General features: G+C 71.7%; 16 protein-coding genes. 7 read left to right on the top strand and 9 right to left on the bottom strand.

Going from position 1 to position 21034, the window contains the following annotated elements:
* Positions 1-115 precede the first annotated feature (115 nt).
* The 4 genes from G7072_RS02670 to G7072_RS02655 all read right to left on the bottom strand — a co-directional run bounded on the left by G7072_RS02670 (position 116) and on the right by G7072_RS02655 (position 4051).
* Entirely contained in the window at positions 116-889 is a 774-nt protein-coding gene (locus G7072_RS02670; RefSeq protein ID WP_166084105.1) for a 3'(2'),5'-bisphosphate nucleotidase CysQ, read from the bottom strand.
* A 55-nt stretch (positions 890-944) separates the two neighbouring features.
* Positions 945-2429 carry an exopolysaccharide biosynthesis polyprenyl glycosylphosphotransferase gene (locus tag G7072_RS02665; RefSeq protein WP_166084104.1) on the bottom strand — a complete coding sequence of 495 codons (1485 nt, stop codon included), beginning with the start codon at positions 2427-2429 and terminating at the stop codon, positions 945-947.
* Between the two features lie 303 nt (positions 2430-2732).
* A complete protein-coding gene (gene pth, locus G7072_RS02660; protein WP_166084103.1) occupies positions 2733-3350 on the bottom strand; it encodes an aminoacyl-tRNA hydrolase in 618 nt (205 codons plus the stop codon).
* Complete coding sequence (locus tag G7072_RS02655; protein ID WP_166084102.1) at positions 3347-4051, bottom strand: 50S ribosomal protein L25/general stress protein Ctc; 705 nt, start codon at positions 4049-4051, stop codon at positions 3347-3349. Before G7072_RS02655 ends, pth begins: the two co-directional genes overlap by 4 nt.
* A gap of 213 nt (positions 4052-4264) precedes the next feature.
* Between G7072_RS02655 and ligD the strand changes: the two genes are divergently transcribed.
* From ligD to G7072_RS02640, 3 genes are all read left to right on the top strand, one after another.
* Positions 4265-5224, top strand: a complete 960-nt coding sequence (gene ligD, locus G7072_RS02650; RefSeq protein WP_166084100.1) for a non-homologous end-joining DNA ligase — start codon at positions 4265-4267, stop codon at positions 5222-5224.
* A gap of 492 nt (positions 5225-5716) precedes the next feature.
* Positions 5717-7249: a polysaccharide lyase gene (locus G7072_RS19685; RefSeq protein WP_206063250.1), complete on the top strand. Its 1533-nt coding sequence runs from the start codon at positions 5717-5719 to the stop codon at positions 7247-7249.
* Positions 7250-7452: 203 nt separating this feature from the next.
* A complete protein-coding gene (locus tag G7072_RS02640) occupies positions 7453-8307 on the top strand; it encodes a polysaccharide lyase (RefSeq protein WP_166084099.1) in 855 nt (284 codons plus the stop codon).
* Between the two features lie 7 nt (positions 8308-8314).
* Here the strand turns inward: G7072_RS02640 and G7072_RS02635 are convergent, their stop codons facing one another.
* On the bottom strand, positions 8315-8770 hold the full coding sequence (locus G7072_RS02635) for an adenylyltransferase/cytidyltransferase family protein (protein WP_166084098.1): 456 nt from the start codon (positions 8768-8770) through the stop codon (positions 8315-8317).
* A 45-nt stretch (positions 8771-8815) separates the two neighbouring features.
* Here G7072_RS02635 and G7072_RS02630 point away from each other — a divergent pair, with 45 nt between their 5' ends.
* Positions 8816-9595 (top strand): CDP-alcohol phosphatidyltransferase family protein, encoded by a 780-nt coding sequence (locus tag G7072_RS02630; RefSeq protein ID WP_166084097.1) that lies wholly within the window; start codon positions 8816-8818, stop codon positions 9593-9595.
* A gap of 10 nt (positions 9596-9605) precedes the next feature.
* Here the strand turns inward: G7072_RS02630 and G7072_RS02625 are convergent, their stop codons facing one another.
* From G7072_RS02625 to G7072_RS02610, 4 genes are all read right to left on the bottom strand, one after another.
* Entirely contained in the window at positions 9606-10973 is a 1368-nt protein-coding gene (locus tag G7072_RS02625; protein ID WP_166084096.1) for a tyrosine-protein kinase family protein, read from the bottom strand.
* Positions 10974-11088: 115 nt separating this feature from the next.
* On the bottom strand, positions 11089-11682 hold the full coding sequence (locus G7072_RS02620) for a hypothetical protein (protein WP_166084095.1): 594 nt from the start codon (positions 11680-11682) through the stop codon (positions 11089-11091).
* Positions 11683-11735: 53 nt separating this feature from the next.
* On the bottom strand, positions 11736-13052 hold the full coding sequence (locus G7072_RS02615) for an O-antigen ligase family protein (RefSeq protein WP_166084094.1): 1317 nt from the start codon (positions 13050-13052) through the stop codon (positions 11736-11738).
* Between the two features lie 50 nt (positions 13053-13102).
* A complete protein-coding gene (locus G7072_RS02610) occupies positions 13103-17263 on the bottom strand; it encodes a LamG-like jellyroll fold domain-containing protein (protein WP_166084093.1) in 4161 nt (1386 codons plus the stop codon).
* 315 nt (positions 17264-17578) lie between these two features.
* On the opposite strand from G7072_RS02610, the gene G7072_RS02605 reads away from it, so the two are divergent.
* The 3 genes from G7072_RS02605 to G7072_RS02595 are packed head-to-tail and all read left to right on the top strand — an operon-like array spanning position 17579 to position 21031.
* On the top strand, positions 17579-19075 hold the full coding sequence (locus G7072_RS02605) for a lipopolysaccharide biosynthesis protein (RefSeq protein WP_277343394.1): 1497 nt from the start codon (positions 17579-17581) through the stop codon (positions 19073-19075).
* A 58-nt stretch (positions 19076-19133) separates the two neighbouring features.
* On the top strand, positions 19134-20063 hold the full coding sequence (locus tag G7072_RS02600; RefSeq protein ID WP_166084091.1) for a glycosyltransferase family 2 protein: 930 nt from the start codon (positions 19134-19136) through the stop codon (positions 20061-20063).
* Positions 20060-21031 carry a glycosyltransferase gene (locus tag G7072_RS02595; RefSeq protein WP_166084090.1) on the top strand — a complete coding sequence of 324 codons (972 nt, stop codon included), beginning with the start codon at positions 20060-20062 and terminating at the stop codon, positions 21029-21031. Before G7072_RS02600 ends, G7072_RS02595 begins: the two co-directional genes overlap by 4 nt.
* Positions 21032-21034: the final 3 nt, after the last annotated feature.

The raw sequence follows: 21034 nt of genomic DNA, 5'->3' as shown, positions 1-21034 counted from the left end.
GGCGGCGGGAGCGCCTCCCGGACGACCGGCACCCCGCCCGGCCCCGGGACTGAGCCTCCCGGACCTCCTGGGTCCGACCGGTGCCGAACCCGGCCCTCCTGCGTGACTCGCGCGGTCAGTCCGTGCCGTGGCGGTCGACGAACGCCAGGATCTGCTCGGCGAGCTCCGGTCGGCAGACCACGAGGTCGGGCAGCAGGACGTCGTCCTGGTTGTAGACCAGCTCCGAGCCGTCGATCCGACTGGTGAAGAGGCCCGCGGCACGTGCCACCGCGACCGGGGCCGCGGAGTCCCACTCGTACTGCCCGCCGGCGTGGACGTAGGCGTCGGTGACGTCGCGCACCACCGAGATCACCTTCGCCCCGGCGGAGCCCATGGGCACCAGGTCGGCGCCGATCTCCTCGGCGAGCGCCTGCACGAACGCCGGTGGGCGCGAGCGCGACACCGCGATGCGCGGCCGGTCGCTGGTGCGCGGCGGGACCGTGGCGGGCGCACCGGTGTGGAAGGTCGTGCCGACCGCCGGGAGCGCGACGGCGCCGGCGACCAGCTCGCCGTCCTGCCAGAGCGCCACGTGCACGGCCCAGTCGTCGCGCGGGGGCTCGGAGAACTCGCGCGTGCCGTCGACGGGGTCCACGATCCACACGCGGGAGGCCTCGAGGCGACGTCGGTCGTCCTTGCCCTCCTCGCTCAGCACCGGGTCCTGGGGCCGGGCCTCGTGCAGGGCACGCATCAGCCACTCGTGGGACTCGCGGTCGCCGGTGTCCTTGAGCTCGCGCCCCTCCAGGCCGCGGGTGCGCACCTCCAGCAGCAGCTCGCCGGCCTGCGTGGCCAGCCAGGAGGCCAGCGCGTGGTCGTCGTCCAGGGCGTCCTGCGGGACCGGTGCGATCGTCATGGCCGTAACCTACTGCGCTCCCCGGCGCCCGAGACCGGCAACCTGACCGGCAACCTCAGTAGGCGCCCTTGTGCCCCAGCACGGCGCGGACCGTGCGCGCGAGGATCGACAGGTCGCCGCTGAGGGTCCAGTTGTCGGCGTAGTAGGTGTCGAGGTCACGCGCCTCGTCGCGGGAGAGGTCCGAGCGGCCGTTGACCTGCCACAGCCCGGTCATGCCCGGGGCGACGACGTGCCGCCGGCGGGTGCCGTCGTCCATGGCGTCGACCTCCTCGGGCAGGTGCGGTCGCGGTCCCACCAGGGACATCTCGCCGCGCACGACGTTCAGCAGCTGCGGCAGCTCGTCGAGCGAGGAGGTGCGCAGGAACACGCCCAGCCGGGTCACCCGGGGGTCGTTGCGGATCTTGAAGAGCACCTCGTCGTCGACGTTCTCGTCGACGAGGTCCGACTTGCGGTCCTCGGCGTCGGGCACCATCGTGCGGAACTTCCACAGCGTGAACTCGCGGCCGTCCTGCCCGACACGGGTCTGCCGGAACAGTGACGGGCCGGGACTGTCGAGGCGGACCGCCGCGGCCAGCAGCAGCAGGAGCGGGGTCGCCAGGACGAGGGCCAGGCCACCCAGGACACGGTCCAGCACAGCCTTGGTGAGACGCACGTAGTGCGACTGCCGGGGCAGCCGGACGTCGAGCACGGACGCGCGCCCCAGTTTGCCGGCGGCCAGCCGGTGGGGGGCGACGGTCCGGATGACACCGGAGACCCCGAGCGCGACGCCGAGGCCCTCCAGGTGCCAGGTCATCCGCCGGAAGTCGTCGGCGCTGACCCCGCGGCCGGGATCGACGACCACGAGGTCGGCGGCGTGCGCGGTCACCACGTCCGCGATGGCGTCGAGGTCGCGGTGGCAGGGCACCCCGAGGATCTGCTGCGGCACGGCGTCGGCGGCGAGGCCCTCCTCGACGACGACGACACCGACGACGCGGCAGCGCGAGGTGCGGGGCAGCTGGGCGACGGAGGTGGCCACCGAGGCGCGGTCCCCGACGGCCACGACGCGGACCGGGGCCTGCAGCGTCCAGCGCAGCGAGCGGCTCAGGGCCGTCACGGCAGCCGCGCTGGTGACGGCGAGCACGCTGTGGCGGACCGAGGCGACGGGCAGGCTCAGCAGGGCCACGGACATCGAGAGCAGCGCCAGCGGGAGCAGCGCGCTGGAGGCGACGACGCGGAGCTGGTGCCGCAACGGGGTGGTCACGGCGCGACCGCGGTAGAACGCGCCGACCACCCACACCGCGAACGTCACGAGCGCGACGAGCGGGGTCGCCGAGGAGACGACGAAGGCGAGGCCCATGGCGAGGGCCACGGCCAGCTCGAGGTGCAGGCCCCACCGGCGCAGCCAGGCCGAGAACCCGCGCTCCGACGCGGGCACCACGGCGGGCGCCGGGGCGGGTGCGGTGCCGGCCTCCGAGGAGGCGCGCTGCACCGGGAAGGGCGCAGCGACCGGTGCGGCGAGATGGCCCGGGGCGGACTGGCGCGGCAGGACGGGGCCGGCCACCGCACGCGCGTCGCGTGCAGTCGGCGCCGCCTGCGTGCGCGCATCCTCACTGCCGCCCCATGCCTGAACGGCAGCATCGACGTGAATCGACACCTCGGTGAACCCCCACCGTTACGCAAAACCCCAATGTGACAGCGCCGGTCCGACATCCCCTTCGGAATCGACGCGTGTTCATCTTCACGGAACGGGGGCGCCCGAGGCAAGTACCCCGTCCCGTCTCGGGAGTACTCGGGACCAAGGTCCGAGGACCCCGAGATGGTCGTCACACCCGGTGTCGGCGCCCCCGCCGCGGGTCGCGGGCCGTCAGTCGCCGTGGAAGCGCTGCTGCGCCGCCTCGAGGCCCTCGTCGATCAGCACCTCCACCGCGTCGGCGGCGCGCGCCACCTGGACGTCGCGGGCGACGCGTTCGCTCGGTGCGTAGTCGGAGAGCACGAAGTCGGCCACGGGCTGTCGCCCCGGCGGACGGCCCACGCCGACCCGGACACGGAAGTAGTCGCCGGTGCCGAGCGAGCCCCGGATCGACTTGAGCCCGTTGTGGCCGTTGTCACCGCCGCCGTGCTTCACCCGCACCGCCTCGAACGGGATGTCGAGCTCGTCGTGGACGACCACCAGGCGCGACGGGTCCACCTTGAAGAAGCGTGCGAGGTTCAGCAGCGGCCCACCGGAGACGTTCATGTACGAACGCCCGGTGGCCAGCACCCCTCGTCGACGTCCCGGGGTGGTCCAGCCCTCCAGGACGTCCGCCCCTCCCCGCTTGAACGGGCGCAGGGATCCGCCCCGGCGGGCGACCAGCTCCTGCACGACCATGTGGCCGACCGAGTGCCGGTGCCCGGCGTACGCCGGCCCCGGGTTCCCGAGCCCGAAGACCAGCCAGGGCGCGTCGGGGTCGGGGTCGGCGTGCGGTCGACCGACCGGGCTCACTCCTTCGAGGAGTCGTCGCCACCCTCGGACGACTCGTCGCCGGAGGTCTCGGCGTCGTCGCCCGCGGCAGCCGCCTCGGCGAGCTCCTCGTCGGACTCGTCGCGCTCGATGCCGACCTCGGCCTCGGCCTCGGCGAGCTCCTCCTCGATCTCCTCGGCCGTCGGGGCCGCGGTGATGTTGACGATGAGCAGGTCCTCGTCGGCGTCGAGCGTCGAGCCGCTGGGCAGGACCAGGTCCTTGGCCAGGATCTGCGTGCCGACCTGGGCGCCCTCGATCGAGACCTCGATGACCTCGGGGATGTGGGTGGCCTCGGCCTCGAGGGACAGCGTCGAGTTCTCGAGCGTCACCAGGGTCTCCGGCGCGGCGTCGCCGACCGTGTGGACCGGGACGTCGACGGTGACCTTCTCGCCCTTGCGGACGATGATCAGGTCGAGGTGCTCGAGGAAGCCCTTGATCGGGTCGCGCTGGACCTGCTTGGGCAGGACGAGCTGCGAGGTGCCGTCGAGGTCGATCGACAGCAGCGCGTTGGCGCCGCCGTGCTTGAGGGCCAGCATCGTGTCGTGACCGGGCAGCGTGATGTGGACGGGGTCGGTGCCGTGGCCGTACAGCACGGCGGGGACCTTGTTGTCGCGGCGGATCCGGCGGGCGGCGCCCTTGCCGAACTCGTTGCGGGACTCGGCCTGGAGCTTGGTCTCGGACATGGGTGCTCTCCTCTTGCTCGGCGGGTGCGCGTGGGGTGGCCGTCGGCGAGAGGCTGGGTCGGAGCGCACGCAGACGTGCGCTGCACGACCGCGTCGATCACGGAGCCGAGAGCCCGCTGGACCCTTCGTCTCCCTCGCCGAGGCAACCCCGGAATCCTACCGGGCCGCGTCCCGCGAGGCGAATCGGGTGCTCACGCGGACTACCGTGACGTCATGGCCACGTCCTCTCCCGCGGTGGAGATCGAGATCGACGACCGCGTGGTCCGGGTGAGCAACCCCGACCGGGTGTACTTCCCGGCACGGGGCGAGACCAAGCTCGACCTGGTCGAGTACTACCTCGCCGTCTCCGACGGCATCGTGCGGGCCCTGTTCGAGCGCCCGTGCATGCTCCACCGGTTCCCCGAGGGGGTGAGCGGGGAGAAGGTGCACCAGAAGCGCGTGCCCCGGGGCGCACCGCCCTGGCTCGAGACCGTCCGCCTGCACTTCCCCCGCTACGACCGGTACGCCGACGAGCTGTGCGTCACCGAGCCGGCCGCGGTCGTCTGGGCCGTGCAGATGTCGACCGTCGAGTTCCACCCGTGGAACAGCCGCCGGGCCGACACCGAGAGCCCCGACGAGTGGCGCATCGACCTGGACCCCGGTCCGGAGTGCGACTACGCCCGCGTGCGACGGGTGGCCCACGTCGTCCACGAGGTGCTCGACGACCTGGGCGCCACCGGCTGGCCCAAGACGAGCGGCGGGAGCGGCCTCCACGTCTACGTGAGGATCCCTCCGGCGCACGGCTTCGCCGACGTACGCCGCGCCGCTCTCGCCTTCGCGCGGGAGGTGGAGCGTCGGGCGCCCGAGGACGTGACGACCGCCTGGTGGCGCAAGGACCGTGACCCGCACAGCCTGTTCGTCGACTACAACCAGAACGCCCGCGACCACACGATCGCGGCGGCCTACTCCGTGCGCGGCAACCCCGAGGGCACGGTCTCCACCCCGGTGCGGTGGGACGAGATCGACGACGCGGAGCCCGGCGACTTCACCATCGCGACGGTGCCTGCCCGCTTCGCCGAGATCGGCGACCTGCACGCCGGCATCGACGACACGGTCTTCGACCTCGCACCGCTGCTCGCATGGGCGGAGCGGGACGAGCGCGAGGGAGACGGTCCCGCAGTCGGATCTCGGTAGCGACGGCGACTGGACGAGGCGGTCCTCGGACGTACGCTCGCTCCTCCTCGTCAAGGGCGCCTACGACGAGGCCTGCCCGTCGCTCGTCCTCGAGCACGTCACAGACGCCGAGTCGGTCCTCTGCGGCATGGTCGGGCAGCAGGGTCGGGGCCCCGCGCGACGGACCAGAAGCTGCTCGCAGCGCTCTCCCTCGAACGCTGGCTGACACCCACCTCGACCCCTGACCGTGTCATGAACAAGCCCACCGTCTAGACCGCCAACCTCCCTGGACTCCTCGGTGGGCCACCCCCACCGGCCTTCCGAGTAGCCCGTTCGGCCTACCCGGGATCAACCGATTGCGCTATTCGGGACCAAGGTCCCGGAATGGTCCCCACAGGTCCCGAATGGGGCCTAACTTTGGTGTGTCGGGCATGGGCCTTCGCCCTCCCGACGACGTCGGCGTCCGACCCCCCGCGGATGCCGGATTCACCACAAGTCTGTTGGGAGGCAGCCTTGATCCGCCACACCACCCTTGCCCTGGCCTGCGCCGGTGCCGTGTTCGTCCCCGCGTCCGCAGCCCTCGCCGCCACCGCCGCACCGTCCGCCACCGCGGCACGGACGACCAGCCACGAGTTCGTCACCAACGGCGACTTCGCCGACGGGACGAGCAACTGGCGCAGCAACGCGCGGCTCGCCTCGGTGGCCGTCGCGTCGCCCCGTGACAGCGCCGGCGCCCTGCGCCCGACGACCACCGCGACCCGCTCGCGCACCACCACCGCCACGCGGGTCACCGACACCGGCACGACCGTCGCCGAGGTCACGCCGGGTGCGACCTACCGGGCCGCCGTCGACGTGCGCACCAACCTGCCCACGCTCGGAGCCACGCTCGTGGTCACCGAGAGCAACGGAGTCTCGAGCATCGACCACCGGGCGTCCGTGTCGCTGACGAGCACGGCGTGGAAGGGCGCCGCCGTCACCGTCACGCCGACCCTGCCGGGCGCCTCGCTCGACTTCTCGGTCCGGGCGACCCTCAGGTCCAAGCAGAAGCTGCTGCTGAGCAACGCCTCGCTCGTGGGACAGCTGCCGGTCGTCGAGCCCACCCCGACGCCCACGCCGACCCCGACGCCGACCCCGACGCCCACGCCGACCCCGACGCCGACCCCGACGCCCACGCCGACCCCGACGCCGACCCCGACGCCGACCCCGACGCCGACCCCGACGCCGACCCCGACGCCGACCCCGACGCCCACGCCCACGCCGACGCCGACCCCGACCCCCACCCAGTCGACCGTCATGAACGCGCCGTTCGACTCGTTGGCCACCGGCCCGATGACCGGTACCGGCTTCCAGTCGCAGTTCGGCGGCACCAACTTCGCGAACTGGATCTTCGACGACTCGACCGTCACCGCCGACAGCCGGGGAACCGGGAAGGCGTACCGGATCCGCCTCGAGCAGGGAACCATCAACGCGAACCCCAGCAGCGGCAACCACGGGATCGCGCTGGTCATCCCGCTGGCCAAGCAGGTCGACAACGCCTGCCTCTCCTACGACCTCCTCTTCGACGCCAACTTCGACTGGTCCAAGGGCGGCAAGCTGCCCGGGCTCTCCGGGGTCGCCCCCGGCGTCTCGCCCACGCTCCCTGCCGGCGGCGGCAACCCCGGCGACAAGGGCTGGTCCGGCCGGGTCATGTGGGGAACCAACGGCGGCATGACGCAGTACATGTACGGACCGCGCCAGGTCCACTACTACGGCGACGGCGTCCCCTGGGCACGCGCCACGACCCGCGGCACCTGGCACGCCGTCAAGATCTGCTACACGATGAACACCGTCGGAGCCTCCGGCGGCAACGCCGACGGCAAGATGCAGGTCTGGCTCGACGGCACCTCGATGCTGAACATCACCAACCACGTGTTCCGCGAGCGCACCGACGTCAAGATCAGCCACCTCATGTGGCACGTCTTCCGCGGCGGCGCGACCCTGGACTGGGCCGGCGCCCGTGACAGCTGGATCGACATCGACAACGTCCGGGTCACGACCACCAGCTGAGCACCACGCCAGGCCTCGCGGGCCTGGGCGGTCTGGACAGCAGGACCAAAATCCCGCCGGTTACAGACCAAAGTCCCGAAAAGCCCGTACGGCGTGAAAGTGGCGACCTAGCCTCGAAGAGCCGGCAGCCCTCCGCTGCCGGCTCTTCGGGACGCGGAGGACCACCCCACCCCCGCGTCGGTTCGAGCTGCTGGGAGGCAGTTGTGCTGCGACGTACCACCACCGTGTTCATGCTCGCCCTCGCGACCGCGCTGCCGCTCGGCACCGCGACCGTCGCCACCGGCACCGCCTCGGCGGAGGAGACCCGGACGACGACGCTGCGGTTCGCAGACTTCGACACGTTGCGGGCCGGCCAGATGTCGGGAGCCGAGTTCGCGGAAGCGATCGGAGGCCCGGTCTGGGCGGACGGCGCCTTCGACGACTCCTCGGTCGTCGATGCGGGCGGCAAGTCCGGGAAGGTCTACCGGATCGATCTCGACGCGGGCACCATCCGGGACAACCCGCACGGCAACCACGGGATCGTCGCGGCGGTGCCGCTGGCCCGTCAGGTCGACAACGCGTGCATCCGGTACCGCGTGCGCTTCGGGAGCGGCTTCGACTGGTCGAAGGGCGGCAAGCTCCCCGGCCTGTCCGGCGTCGCCCCCGGCGTGTCCCCCACCGCACCGACCGGCGGGGGGAACCCCGGGGACAAGGGGTGGTCGGGCCGACTGATGTGGGGCTCCGGGGGATCGCTCAGCTCCTACCTGTACTACCCGTCGCAGACCTCCTACTACGGGCAGGGTTTCGCCTGGGGCACCCGGGCCGGTGACGGTGGCTGGCACGTCCTGCGCCAGTGCTACACCATGAACACCGTCGGCAGGGCGAACGGCGTGATGCGCGCCTGGCTGGACGGCCAGCAGGTCCTCAGCCGGACCGACATGGTCTACCGCCTCAACAGCAGGGTCCGCATCTCGCACATCATGTGGGCGGTCTTCCGCGGTGGCGCGACGTTGGACTGGGCCGGACAGCGCGACAGCCACATCGACTTCGACCGGCTGCGGATCACGACGAGCGGCTGAGCGCAGCTCAGTCGGCGAGGTCCACGACCTCGGCGGGCAGGGCCGCCTGCAAGGCGGCGAGAGCGCGGCGCAGCTGGGTGCTGGAGGTCGTGACCGTGTAGGGGAAGTAGACGACCTCCACGCCCACGCTCGCCATGTCAGCCTCGAGTCGTCCCCCCTTGTCGGTCCCGCGCCAGTCGTCGCCCTTGAAGATCCGGTCGAAGCCCACCGCACCCCAGGTGTCGAGCTTGCGTGGCACGACCTCCTCGTGCACCCGGTCGACGAAGTCGACGTGCTCGACGATCTCGAGGCGCTCGATCGCCGGGATCACCGGAGGCTGCCCCTTCGCGCGCAGGCACATCTCGTCCGACAGCACGCCCGCGACCAGGACGTCGCAGTGCTGCTTGGCGCGTCGGAGGATGTTGAGGTGCCCCACGTGGAAGAGGTCGAAGATGCCCGGGGCATAGCCGACAATGGGTGCCATGACGCTGATTACCCCCCTCGGGGCCGACCGCCAGGGTGAACGTCGGTGACCCGGTCGGGCCAGGCCACCGGGTCGGCGCTTCCTGACCGATCGTATCGGGCCAACCTCGGCGCGCTCGAGTCGGCGCAGAAGCCCTCCTTCGGGACACCGGCTTACAGCCGCTACGTCAACCGTCCGCTCGCGCGGCGGGTGGCTGCGGCCGCCCACAGCTTCGGGACGACCCCGAACCAGGCGACGGCCCTCAGCGCCGTCCTCTCAGCCCTCGGCCTCGCGCTGCTCGCCCTGGTCGAGCCGTCACCGCCGCAGGCGTTCGCCGTCGGTGCCTTGCTGGCCGGGGGGTACGTCATGGACTCGGTGGACGGCCAGCTGGCGAGGCTGCGGGGCGGGGGGTCGGTGTCGGGCGAGTGGCTGGACCACCTGGTCGACTGCTTCAAGACGACACTGCTCCACCTCTGCGTGCTCGTGTCGTGGTATCGCTTTCCTCCGGTGGAGGAGACGTCGGTCCTCCTGGTGCCGATGGCCTTCCTGGTGGTCGCGTCCGCGACCTACTTCAGCGTGATCGTGATGCCCTTCCTCCGGCGGCAGGCCGGTGCGCCTGCGCGACGAGCCGACGTCGCCAACGAGCACCCGCTGCGCAAGTGGCTCACGCTCCCGGCGGACCACGGCTTCGTCTGCTGGATCTTCGTCCTCCTGGCGTGGCCCGGGTGGTTCGCGACGGCATACGGTGCGCTCGCCGTCCTCAGCGCGGGCCTGCTCGCGGTGGCGGTCCGCGCCTGGTGGCGCGAGCTCTCTGCTGCGGACCGAGCACCGCGGCCGAGCACCTGACGAGCCGGCGCTAGCGCAGCTGACCGCGTCGGACCCTCGCCCCCTTGTCGGTGTACTTCTCGTAGGTGTAGCTGTCCTGGCCCTTGAGTGGCGCACGGTTGAGGACCGTGCCGAGCACCCGGGCGTCGACGGCGCGGAGATTCTCCAGCGCTCGCTGCACGTCGTTCGTGCGCGTCTTGCTGTAGCGCACCACCACGATGGCGCCGTCGGCGCCGGCGGCCGTGATCGCGCCGTCGGTGACCGGGAGCAGCGGAGGCGTGTCGATCACGACGAGGTCGTAGACCCCGCGAGCCTCCACGAGAAGCTTGACCATGGCATCGCTGCCCAGCAGCTCTGACGGGTTGGGCGGGATCGGCCCGCTGGCCAGGAAGTGCAGACCATGGGTTCCCCACGGCTGCACCACCTCGTCCAGCAGCACCTGGTGCGCCAGCACGTTGGTCAGTCCGACGCCGCCCTCCAGCCCGAAGATGTCGGCGAGGACCGGCCGACGGAGGTCGCCCTCGATCAGCAGGACGCGCTTGCCCGCCTCGGAGAAGGAGACCGCGAGGTAGGCCGCCGTGCTCGACTTGCCCTCCGCGGGCAGCGAGGACGTGACCGCGAGGACGCTGACCGGCTTCTCGATGTCGACGAACTGCAGGTTGGTCCGGAGCTGGCGGAAGGCCTCGGCGTGGGCCCAGCCCATCTTGCCCTTGGCCAGCAGCCTCATCCGCTTCGAGGACCCGGCAGGGATGCGCCCCAGGACGGGTGCGCCCATCCGTTCCCGCAGGTCCTCCGGCGTCCGCACCGTGCGGTCGAGCAGACCCCGGAGCAGCGCCACCGCCACCCCCAGCGCCAGCCCGAGGAGTAGTCCTGCCGCCACCCACAGCTCCTTCTGGGGGCTCACCGGGCTCGTGTTGATCGTGGGTCCGCTCACCCGCCGGAGAAGGACCGGGGCCTGTCCCCCCTCGCTCTCGATCTCCTCGACCAGGCTCGGCATCTCGACGGCGACCGATTCGGTGATGGCCTGGACCCGGTCGGGCGAGGTGTTCCTGATCTCCGCTGTGAGGAGGACGGTGTTCAGGTCCGCCTTGCCCTCGACCGAGGTCATCACCTCGCGCTCGGACAGGTCGAGATCGGTGTCGGCCACCACGCGCTCAGCCATCAGCTCACTTTTCAGCAGGCGTACGTAGCTGTTGACCCGCTGCTGACCGAAGAGGTCGGACTGGAGCGGCGAGGAGGGATCGAGGCTGGGGGTGGTCGCGAAGAACGTGACCGTGCCCTGGTAGACGGGGGGCAGCTGCTGGACCCACACGGCACTGAGGGACGCGCCGGCCAAGGCAGCGGCCACGACCAGCCACCACCGCTTGCGCAGCGCGCGTATGTAGTCCCGTAGAGTCACCTGCTGCTTCTCCCTAGGCGCTCGAGCCCGTCGGCATCCTCACTCCAGGCGTGCATGCACCGTGGTGATCGTCTCACAGTGTGTCGCACGTGAACCTCGCGTTGGCTCAAGCCCGTCACGACACCGAGCCGCGGAACACGGCCGTCGGGGCCTCACCGCGATATCCCACGTGGACGGAGACGTCGTCCCGCTCCCCCGGGGGGATCGCGAACACGAAGGTCCCGGACGCCGTCGTGCCCGGCGCAGCCGACGCCGGGAAGAGTCGGACACCCGGGGCGCCGAGGTCGGGAGCCGGCGCCTGGTCTGCCCCGAGGTACGCCGTCACCGTGGCAGCACGCAGGTCGAGGTCGGACGAGGTGTCGTTGGTGATCTCGACGGTGAAGCGCACGGCGGGAGCGTCGCGCTCGCCCCGACCTGTCGACTCGCCCTGCACGGACTCGAACCGGACGACCCGGGCACTCACCCCTCCGCCGAGCTCCGCGACCTCGTCGATCGCCTTCCTCACCGGCTTCGGGGTCGAGGTCGGCATCTCCTGCAGCCCCGGCTCGGTCTGACCCGGAGAAGGCGTGACGGTGGGTGATCCGAGGTCGTCGGCCGAGGGAAGACCCGCCGGGTCCCCACCGGCACCGGGCTGCGAGCCGTCGGACCGGCCGTCGAGCCCACGCCAGAGGAGGGCCGCGAGGATGATGACGCCGACGGCTGCAGCCACCCACCACCACGGCTTTCCAGGCAGGCGGGGCCGTCCATCCACTGGCTGAGCCGTCATCGTCCCCCGCTCGACAAGACATGTCCCCGGTCATCGGCGCCGACGTCCGGAGATGCTAACGGGGGTGCAGCTTCCTCACCAAACAGCAGGACCCCGAGCGGAATCATGACCACCGGGAACGCAGCGGCCACCGAACCGAACTTGATCACGACCTCGGTCGTCCCGCACCCAGCGAGGGCGATGACGTACACCACGCCCCACACCGACCCCTCGCGAAGGTGACGGAGGGCTCCGGCGACCACCATCGCCAGCATGGGCAGCGTCAGCAGCACGAGCACCAGTCCTCCGGTGACCATCATGTGCAGAAGCTGGCTGTGGGCGGTGCTGGCGGCCACGCCCAAGCGTTCGGACGTGCTCCCGACCACCTCGAACCAGTTCGAACCGCGCCCGAACACCGGGCTGACGCCGAACGCCTCCCGGGTCGTGATCCAGACGATGCCGCGCGAGGTGAACGCCGACGGGTCGCGCACGAGGAGGGGCACCAGCGCCGCGACCGAGACGGCCCCGGCCATCGCCGTCGCCGCGGCCATCCGACGGAGCGGTGCGGGCAGTGGGAGCAGCACCGTCACGACGACCACGGAGACAGCAACGCCGATCCAGGCGGTGCGCGACGCCGTCCAGAGCAGGGCGAGGAGGAGCACGGCGAGGGCGCCCAGCCTCCAACCGCGCTTGGGGATGAGGAGGACGACCGGCAGCCCGAGCGCCAGCATCTGTCCCAACGTGTTGCTGTGGCTGAAGAACCCCGCCAGGAGACCCAGGGAGAACACCGCCTTGTCGTCGGTGATCTGACCTCCGATCTCGGTGCTGAAGACCGCCGAGCCGGGCACCACGACTCCCATGAGCACGGCGAGGGCAGCCGACGCCCCGACGGCGTAGCCCAGAGCCACGAGCATCCGACGATCCGGGTGCAGCCTCCAGATCGCGAGCATCACCGCGGTGTGCACCAAGAGGTCGACGCGGGGCGCCTCGGCGACGAACAGGTCCCGCACGGCCACGTAGGCCCAGGGCGCCAGCACCGCCATCAGACGGAACACCGGCGCTCGCCGCGGACTCGCGAAGCTGTCGAGGACGATGAAGCAGCACAGGCCGAGCAGGGCGAGGGCGAGCGCGGTCGAGGAGAGCGACGAGGCGAGATTGCCCGTCACCGCCGACTGGACGCCCACCTCGCCACGCACCTTCGGCGCCGTCACGCTCTGGAGCACTCGGGGCAGGACCGTCCACGCCGTGGCCGTCCACACGAGGGCCACGCCGAGCCGGTGCCGTCGCACCTCCCCCGACGTGGCGCTCGCGTCGAGCCCTACTTCCTGCTGCACCAGCGCTCCTCACCCCTCGCCCTCCCGAAGCGCCGCAAGGGCGCCTCGGATCAGCCGAGCGGGATGACGTCCAGGTTGTCGAAGCGCATCTGCACCGGACCGTTGGTGGCGGTCCCCGACAGGCTGGTGGACACGCCGACGGCGCCCGCACCCGCGAGGGCCGGTGTGCTGTCGGTGCGTACGACCTGGGCCGCCGGCTCCGGTGTACCGGTCTCCCAGAGAGTCGCCCTCAGGGTGGCGTTCGCCCCACCGGACACCTCGAACCTCAGCCTCAGCACGTCGCCCGGGGCGTAGGACACGCCCGGCACCGCGAGCACCGCGGCTCCGAGCTGGGTCTCGGCGCCGGCGACCTCCCGCACGACCCACAACCGCACCGTGCCGTCGGGCATGAACCGCGTGCGGAAGTTGTAGGAGTTGTTGCCGACCCGTCGAGCCAGCACCGACATGTAGACGCCCCCGCCCGTCGGCGCCTTGTCCGTCGTCAGGTCGACCGTGCCCGCGACGTCGGTCTCGGCGATCCCGTTGAGGTAGGCCCAGTTCGCCTGGCCCGGACCAGCCGTGACGACCCCGCGACCACCCGCGACCGAGAGCCGGCCGACTCCCGCGGCGGAGGTCCACGGTCCGCCGACGTCGGCGGTTCCCCACCCGCCGGTCACCGTCCGCTGGAAGGCGTCCTGCGCAACGGCCACGGCCACGGTGACCTCCTGGGTCACGACGTCCTCAGCCCCTTCGTCGTCGGTGACGGTCAGCGCGACCGTGTAGGTCCCCGCCGCCGCGTAGGTGTGGGAGTCCGTGGCCCCGGACCCGTCGGCCGTGCCGTCACCCCAGTCCCAGGCGTAGGACGCGACCGACCCGTCGGGGTCGTCGGAGGCGTTGCCGTCGACGTCGATCGAGAGGCCGTCGACCGTGGTGGTGAAGCCCGCCGTCGGGGGCTCGTTCACCGGGACCGTGACCGTGACCTCCTTGCTCACGGTGTCGCTGTCGCCGCGGTCGTCGGTGACCGTCAGCTCGACCACGTACTTGCCGGCGGCCGAGTAGGTGTGTGTCGGGTTCGTCGCCGTGCTCGTCGAGCCGTCACCGAAGGACCAGCTCCGCGACGCGATCGTGCCGTCCGGGTCGTCCGATCCGTCGGTGAACTGGACCTCGAGGTCCTCGATCGCAGCGGTGAAGTCCGCCTGGGGCAGCTCGTTGGTGGGCTGGCCGCCACCGGCGCTGTAGTGGGACCCCACCTGACCAGCGCTCAACGGTCGGTCGTAGAAGGCCACCTCGTCGATCGAGCCGGCGAGGTAGTCGCTCGAGGGACGGCTCGCCCAACCGGCGAGCGAGTCACCGCCGACCCGCCAGTAGCCCGTGAAGGCCTCGTTGGTCGCCGTCGGGTCGCTGCCGGCCAGCACCCCGTCGACGTACAGGCGCATGCCCAGCGGACCCTGCGTGGCCACCACGTGGTGCCATGCGTTGTCGTTGTAGGGCTGACCGGTCTCGACCACGGACTGGACGCCGCGGTACGCGGTGCCGAAGCGAAGCCGCCCGTTGTCGGTCATGTAGACGTGACGGTCGGTCCGGGGGCTCGTGCCGGTGCGGTTCGCGCCGAAGCCCATGATCCGGCCGCCCGACGTCGAGCTGGTCTTGATCCACGCCTCAGCCGAGAACCGGTCCGGTGCCGTCCTGCTGCCGTCGGCCGCCACCGTGTCGTTGGTGCCGTCGAAGCTGGCCGTCCGGTCGGTCGGGACCCCGACGGCCCCGGACCCCGTGGCGCCGCGCGCGGCACCGTCGAGGAACGTCCCGTTCGCACCGCTGAGCGAGGAGTCCACGGCGGTCGTGCCGCCCGACTCGGCGAAGCGCCAGTACGCGCTCGGTCCGTCCCCGGCGACAGCGGCGCCGTACGCGTCGGTCGGAGCACCCGAGAGCGCGCGCCCGCTCTTCGTGTAGTGGTCGCGGATGCGGCTCGAGCTCAGGCCGTGACCGTAGACCGCGACCTCGTCGATGCTGCCGGCGAAGTAGTCGCTGGAGGGACGGCTGGACCAGCCACTCAGGTTGTCGCCGCCGACCCGCCAGAAGCCGTTGAACGAGGCACCCGTCCGGACGTCCGACCGGTAACCGGTCCGCGCCCCGTCGATGTAGAGGCTCATGCCGCCGTTGGTCACGACACCGACTGCCTGGTGCCACTGACCGTTGTTGAGTCCGCTTCCGCTGGCCAGGACCTGGTTGCCGCCTCCCTGACGGCTGCCGAAGATGATCCGCCCGCTGTTGTCCATGTACAGAGCGTGGTCGGACTGGCTGCTGCTGCTGGTGCCGGACTGCGAGTTTCCGTAGCCGACGATCTTGCCGCCCCGGTTCGTCGTGGTGTTGAACCACGCCTCGACGGTGTACCAGAACGGCCCCTCGGCAGCGGCGGCGTTGGCCATCCTCTGGCTGCTGGTGCCGTCGAAGCGGATCGACGCGTCGCCGGGCACGACGCCGGGCTGGCCACGGGTCGGGCTCCCTGCCAGGGTGCCGTTCTCACGACCTGTGTACCCGGCGACCGTCGAGCCGGACGACTCGCTGAAGCGCCAGTAGTGCATGGGACCGTCAGCGGCGACCGATCGGGCGTAGGCGTCCGACGCGCCGCTCGATCCCACCTGGACCGTGACCGGGTTGGAGCGGATCTGGTTGCCCAGGGGGTCACGCACGACGACCCGGTAGGTCGCGGACGAACCCGGCGTCACACCGGTGTCCAGGAAGCTCTGGTAGGGCCGGTCCCAGTCCGACGAGGAGACCACCCGGGTGTGGATCGGGCTCGCGAAGTTCTCGTTGCGGACCACCTGGTAGGTCAGGTTCTCGTTGTCCCGGTCCCAGCTGGTGCGCCAGCTGACGAGGGCCTCGCCCGCGCCATGGCTGCGCACGGTGGGCGTGAGTCGTGCCGGGGTCTCGTCGGGCGAGATCGACGAGGAAGGGTCCTTGGCGAACCGCACCAGGCCCTGCTGCTGCGTGCCGCCGGCGTTGGGGAACTCACCGCCCATGACGACGTAGTCGTCGTTGCCGTCGACCGCCCAGGCGCCCTGGTCGTTGCCCGTGTAGCTGCCGGCCGGGATGTTGGGCAGCCAGTGCAGCATCGAGGGTGCCGGGGTCCCGGCGAAGTTGAAGTAGTTGAGGTACTCGGTGCGCAGCGTCCCCGTGGTGCGCTTCGTGAACGCCGTCCCCCGGTACATGTTCCACTGGTCGGGCTGCGGGAACCCGTCGGCCAGGTTGCCGCAGTAGTGCGCGTGGGAGGCGACGTACACGACGTCACCGGACGGGAAGGTGTCCAGCGAGTCACCGTGGCAGTCCTCCACCCAGATGACGTCCCCGCCGTCCCAGTCCATCCGGGCCACGCCCTCGAGCCTGCTCAGCCGTGAGTAGGTCGCACCGGTGGCGTAGACCGAGTCGCCGTCGGTCTCGAGCGACGTGATCGCCGACTGCTGACGCCCGTCGTTGCGGATCAGGCTGTTGGCCGCCCAGGGCAGCGACGCACCGGTCACCGCGTCGACGGACGCGAGTCCCAGGCCGGGGTTGTCCGAGCCGTTGATGGAGACGAACGACCCGCCGAGCAGCACCTGCTCGTGGTCCGGCGAGAGCACCATGTCCCACGGGAAGCCCTCCCCCGCTGCCGGGGCCCACTCGAGCAGGGCTCCGTCCGAGGCCCGGGCCGCGGCGAACGCGATCCGGGTCACCCCGCGGACCGCGCCGAAGTTTCCCCCGAAGTAGACCGACGTGTTCGTCGGGGCGATCGCGCGGACGCGGCCGTTGGGATTGGGAGCGAAGCTGGCGATCCGGTTGCCGGTCGTCGGGTCGAGCGCGGCGATGCGCCGCTGCGTCTGGCCGTTGACCTCCGTGAACGCTCCACCGATGTAGATCCGGGAGTTGTCGGGCGAGACCTCGATGTCGTTCACGACGGCGTTGGCCGTGGGAGTCCAGGTCTGCGACAGGAGCCCGGTCCGGATGTCGTAGGCCAGGAGGTTGCTGCGAGGCACCTCGTTCACGCCCGGGGCCGCCCCCGCGGGCCGGGCCGTGGTGAACTCGCCGGCCACGTAGACCGTGTTGCCGATGACTGCCTGCGACCACACGACGCCGTTGATCTGCGTCGTGGGCAGCGGCCGCGCCGCGGCCGTGCGCGGCGTTGTCGGGTCAGCAGGGTCGAGCGGATGGGTGTCGGCCTGAGCCGGCCCCGGGATCAGCACCAGACCGGCCGTCACCAGGGACAACCCTGCAGCGGCCACGGCACGAGCAACGAAACGCGGGACGATCATCGTCCACAACCCCCAACCTGTGGGCGCAACTGAGCGCCCTCTTCGAACGGACGCCTGGGGACCGCACCCACCCCAATGAAAGCCACCCCAGGTCTGCGTCGAACGATACCCCCGCTGTCTGAATAGACCTATATGCGAAGGCCAGGTCAGGCCCATGGTCCCGGGAAGCGTGACCGGGGGCCCCCTCGCCCGCGAGCCGGGGCCGGGACCGCCGCCGGTATAGTCCCCGGCACTGCGACTGCGTGAGGAGCCGGGCAGCACATGGAGGCCTCACCGGACGATCGACCGGCGGACCTGGGGTCCGTCGCTGCCCGGGGAACCGCCGTCACGGTGATCACCCAGGTCGGTCGCGTGGCGATCCAGTTCGGCTCGGTGGCCGTCCTTGCACGGCTGCTCGTGCCGGCCGACTTCGGGCTCGTGGCGATGGTGGCGGCCGTCGTCGGTGTCGCCGAGCTGCTGCGCGACTTCGGTCTGTCGACGGCGGCGGTCCAGAGCCCGACGTTGTCCGACGACGAGCGCACCAACCTCTTCTGGGCCAACGCAGCCGCCGGGCTCGGCTGCGCCGTGCTCGCGGCCTGCGCGGCCCCGCTCGTCGTCCTGCTCTACGACGAACCACGCGTGCAGGACATCACGCTCGCCATCGCGCCGCTGTTTCTCCTGAACGGCCTGGCGACGCAGTTCCGGGCCGGACTCGCCCGTCAGCTCCGGTTCGCCTCGCTGGGGCTGAGCGACCTCGTCGCCCAGGCGCTGTCCGCCGGCGTCACCGTCGGCCTCGCCGTTGCCGGGGCCGGGGTGTGGGCGTTGGTGGCCGGGATGCTGGTCAACTCGGCCGCCGCAGGGGTGCTCTTCGCCGTCATGGGTGGCTGGTGTCCCGGGTGGCCCAGACGCCGGACGAGCATCCGCCGCTACTTCGGGTTCGGGGCCGGGGTCCTCGGGACGCAGGCGATCGGGTACCTCACCCGCAGCGTCGACAACGTCGCGATCGGCGTGGTGTCGGGTGCAGCACCCCTGGGTCTCTACGGTCGCGCCTACCAGCTGATGACGACGCCGTTGGCGAACATCAACGCGCCCATGAACAACGTCGTGCTGCCGGTGCTGCGCCACACGCAGTCGGACGACGAGCTGTTCCTGCGCTACCTGGCACGCGCCCAGCTCGTGCTGCTCTACACCACGGGCTTCGTCTTCGCGATCTCCTGCGGCCTCGCCGACCCGATCGTCCTGGTCGTGTTCGGTGACGGGTGGACCGGGGTCGCTCCCATCCTGGCCGTGCTGGCCGTCGCCGGACCGTTCCGCGCGCTCGCCGCGGTTCCGTGGTGGGCCTACCTCGCGAGGGGTCACTCCGGAGCGCTGTTCCGGCAGCGGACGGTCACGGGTGTGCTCAGCGTCCTGGCCATCTTCGCCGGGTTGCCCTGGGGCGCAGTGGGCGTGGCCTGGGGCGTCGCAGCCGGAAGCGTGCTGGCCTGGGCCGTCGGTCTCTGGCACGTCGGGAGGGTGACGCGTCTGGACACCTCGCCCCTCGTCACTCGCGTGCTGCTGACGCTCACCCTGGTCGCCCTCCCCTGCGGGCTGGCGGCACACACGGCCACGTGGGTACCGGCACCTCCCCTCGTGCAGCTGGTCGTCGGTGTCGGTGCCGCGGCGACGTACTTCCTCACCGCCCGGCTCCTCCTCCCGCTGGTACGCTCCGACGTCCGGGTCGTCCTCTCGTTCGCTCGGCGCGGACTCCCTGTTCGCAGGCGCCGGACGGGGGGTGCCTGACGGGCGCGGCGCCGGTCCGCGCCCGCCCGCTGTGCCGACGGATGCGCGAAGGAGCATGGTGCCCGCTGCCGACCCCACCGTCACCGTCGCCGTTGCGACGTTCCGACGCCCCGATCTCCTCGCCCGGATGCTGCCGATGGTCGTCGAGCAGGCGACCGCCCTCGGGCCGGGCACCCGCGTTGTGGTCGTCGACAACGACCCCGAGGCGTCGGGGCGTTCCGTTCTCGCCGCCTGGCCCGACCCTCCGGTCCGCTACGTCCACGAGCCCCGCCCCGGCATCGCGGCGGCCCGCAACCGCGCGATCCACGAGGCAGCGGACGCCGACGCCGTCGTCTTCATCGACGACGACGAGGAGCCGACGGCGGGCTGGCTCGAGGCGCTCGTCAGCACCTGGCAGTCCTACGGCTGTGACGCCGTCGCCGGTCCGACCGTGCCCGTCCTCGTGGGCGACGTCTCCCCCTGGGTCCGGGAGTGCCCGACCTTCCGCCGCGTCACCCGGGTCACGGGCACGGTCCTGGCGGGCGCGGCCAGCGGCAACCTGCTGATCGACCTCGCGACGCTGCGACGGGAGGCTCTGGAGTTCTCGGACGCCTACGGGCTCACCGGCGGCAGCGACACCCTGCTGAGCCGGACGCTGAGCAGGCGAGGAGGCGTCATCCGCTGGTGCGAGGAGGCGGAGGCACGCGAGGCGGTGCCCCCCGATCGCGCGGAACGTGGGTGGGTGCTGCGTCGGAACCGACGCGTGGGGAACGTGTGGAGCCGGGTCCACCTCGAGCTCGCCGACTCGCGCCGGGAGCTGGTCCGGACCTGGGTGACCCTCATGGCCCGTGGGGCCGTGCGGGTCGCGCGCGGCGTCCTGCTGACCGTCCGGGGACGGGTGACGTCCGACATCGGCCAGCGCGCGACAGGCGAGTGTCACGTGGCTGCTGGGCTCGGACTCCTGAGCGGCGCCACCGGGCGTGTCGTCACCGAGTACATCCGGTCATGACCTCGCGCTCCACGCCGTACGGGCGGGGCGGAGGTGCGCTGCACGCCCGGGTCGCGGTCCTGACCTACCAGCGCCAGGGGCTTCTCGCGGACCTGCTGCCCCAGCTCGTGACCCAGGTCGAGGAGCTGTGCGCCTGGACCGGTGGCACCGGCGACGTCCTCGTCGTCGACAACGACCCCGAGGGCAGCGCCCGCGACGTCTGCGCCGCGGTCCCCGAGGTGTGCTACGTGCTGGAGCGGACCCCCGGCATCGCCGCCGGTCGGCAGCGTGCCCTCGAGGAGAGCGCCGACGTCGACGTGCTGCAGTTCATCGACGACGACGAGGAGCCGGCGACGGGGTGGCTCCTCGCCATGGTCGCGACGTGGTGGCAGCAGGGGCGCCCTGACGTGGTGGCGGGCAGGATCCTGCCGCGGTTCGCGGCTCCTCCGAGCCCGTGGGTCGCCTCGGGCCGGTTCTTCGACCGGCGCGACCTCGCGACCGGCACGCCCGTGGACGTCGCCGGCACCAACAACATGCTCATCGACATCGATCGGGTCCGGCGGCTCGGTGTCGGCTTCGACCCGTCCCTCGGACTGCACGGTGGCGAGGACACGCTGTTCAGCGCGCAGCTCGTCCGCGCCGGGGGACGGATCGTCTTCTGCCGCGAGGGCGCGGTCCACGACCTGGTGCCCGCCGAACGCAGCACACGGAGCTGGGTGCTGCAACGGGCCTGGTACCACGGGCAGACCCGGAGCCTCGTCGCGACCCACCTCGCCCGGACCGGACGGCAGCGCGGGTGGCTGCGGCTGACGTTGCTCATCAGCGGGTCGGGCCGCCTCGTCCTGGGTGCTGCTCAGTCCTGCCTCGGGCTCCTGCTGCGCGACGACCGCACGCACGCGCGGGGGCTCTGGATGGTCCACCGCGCACGGGGGGTCATGAGCGGTGCCCTGCGCGCCGGTCCTGCGGAGTACGGCCGCCCCGGTCGGTGACGA

This window comes from Nocardioides sp. HDW12B, assembly GCF_011299595.1.
GTDB lineage: Bacteria > Actinomycetota > Actinomycetes > Propionibacteriales > Nocardioidaceae > Marmoricola_A.
This window is presented reverse-complemented; position numbering and strand designations above follow the sequence as displayed.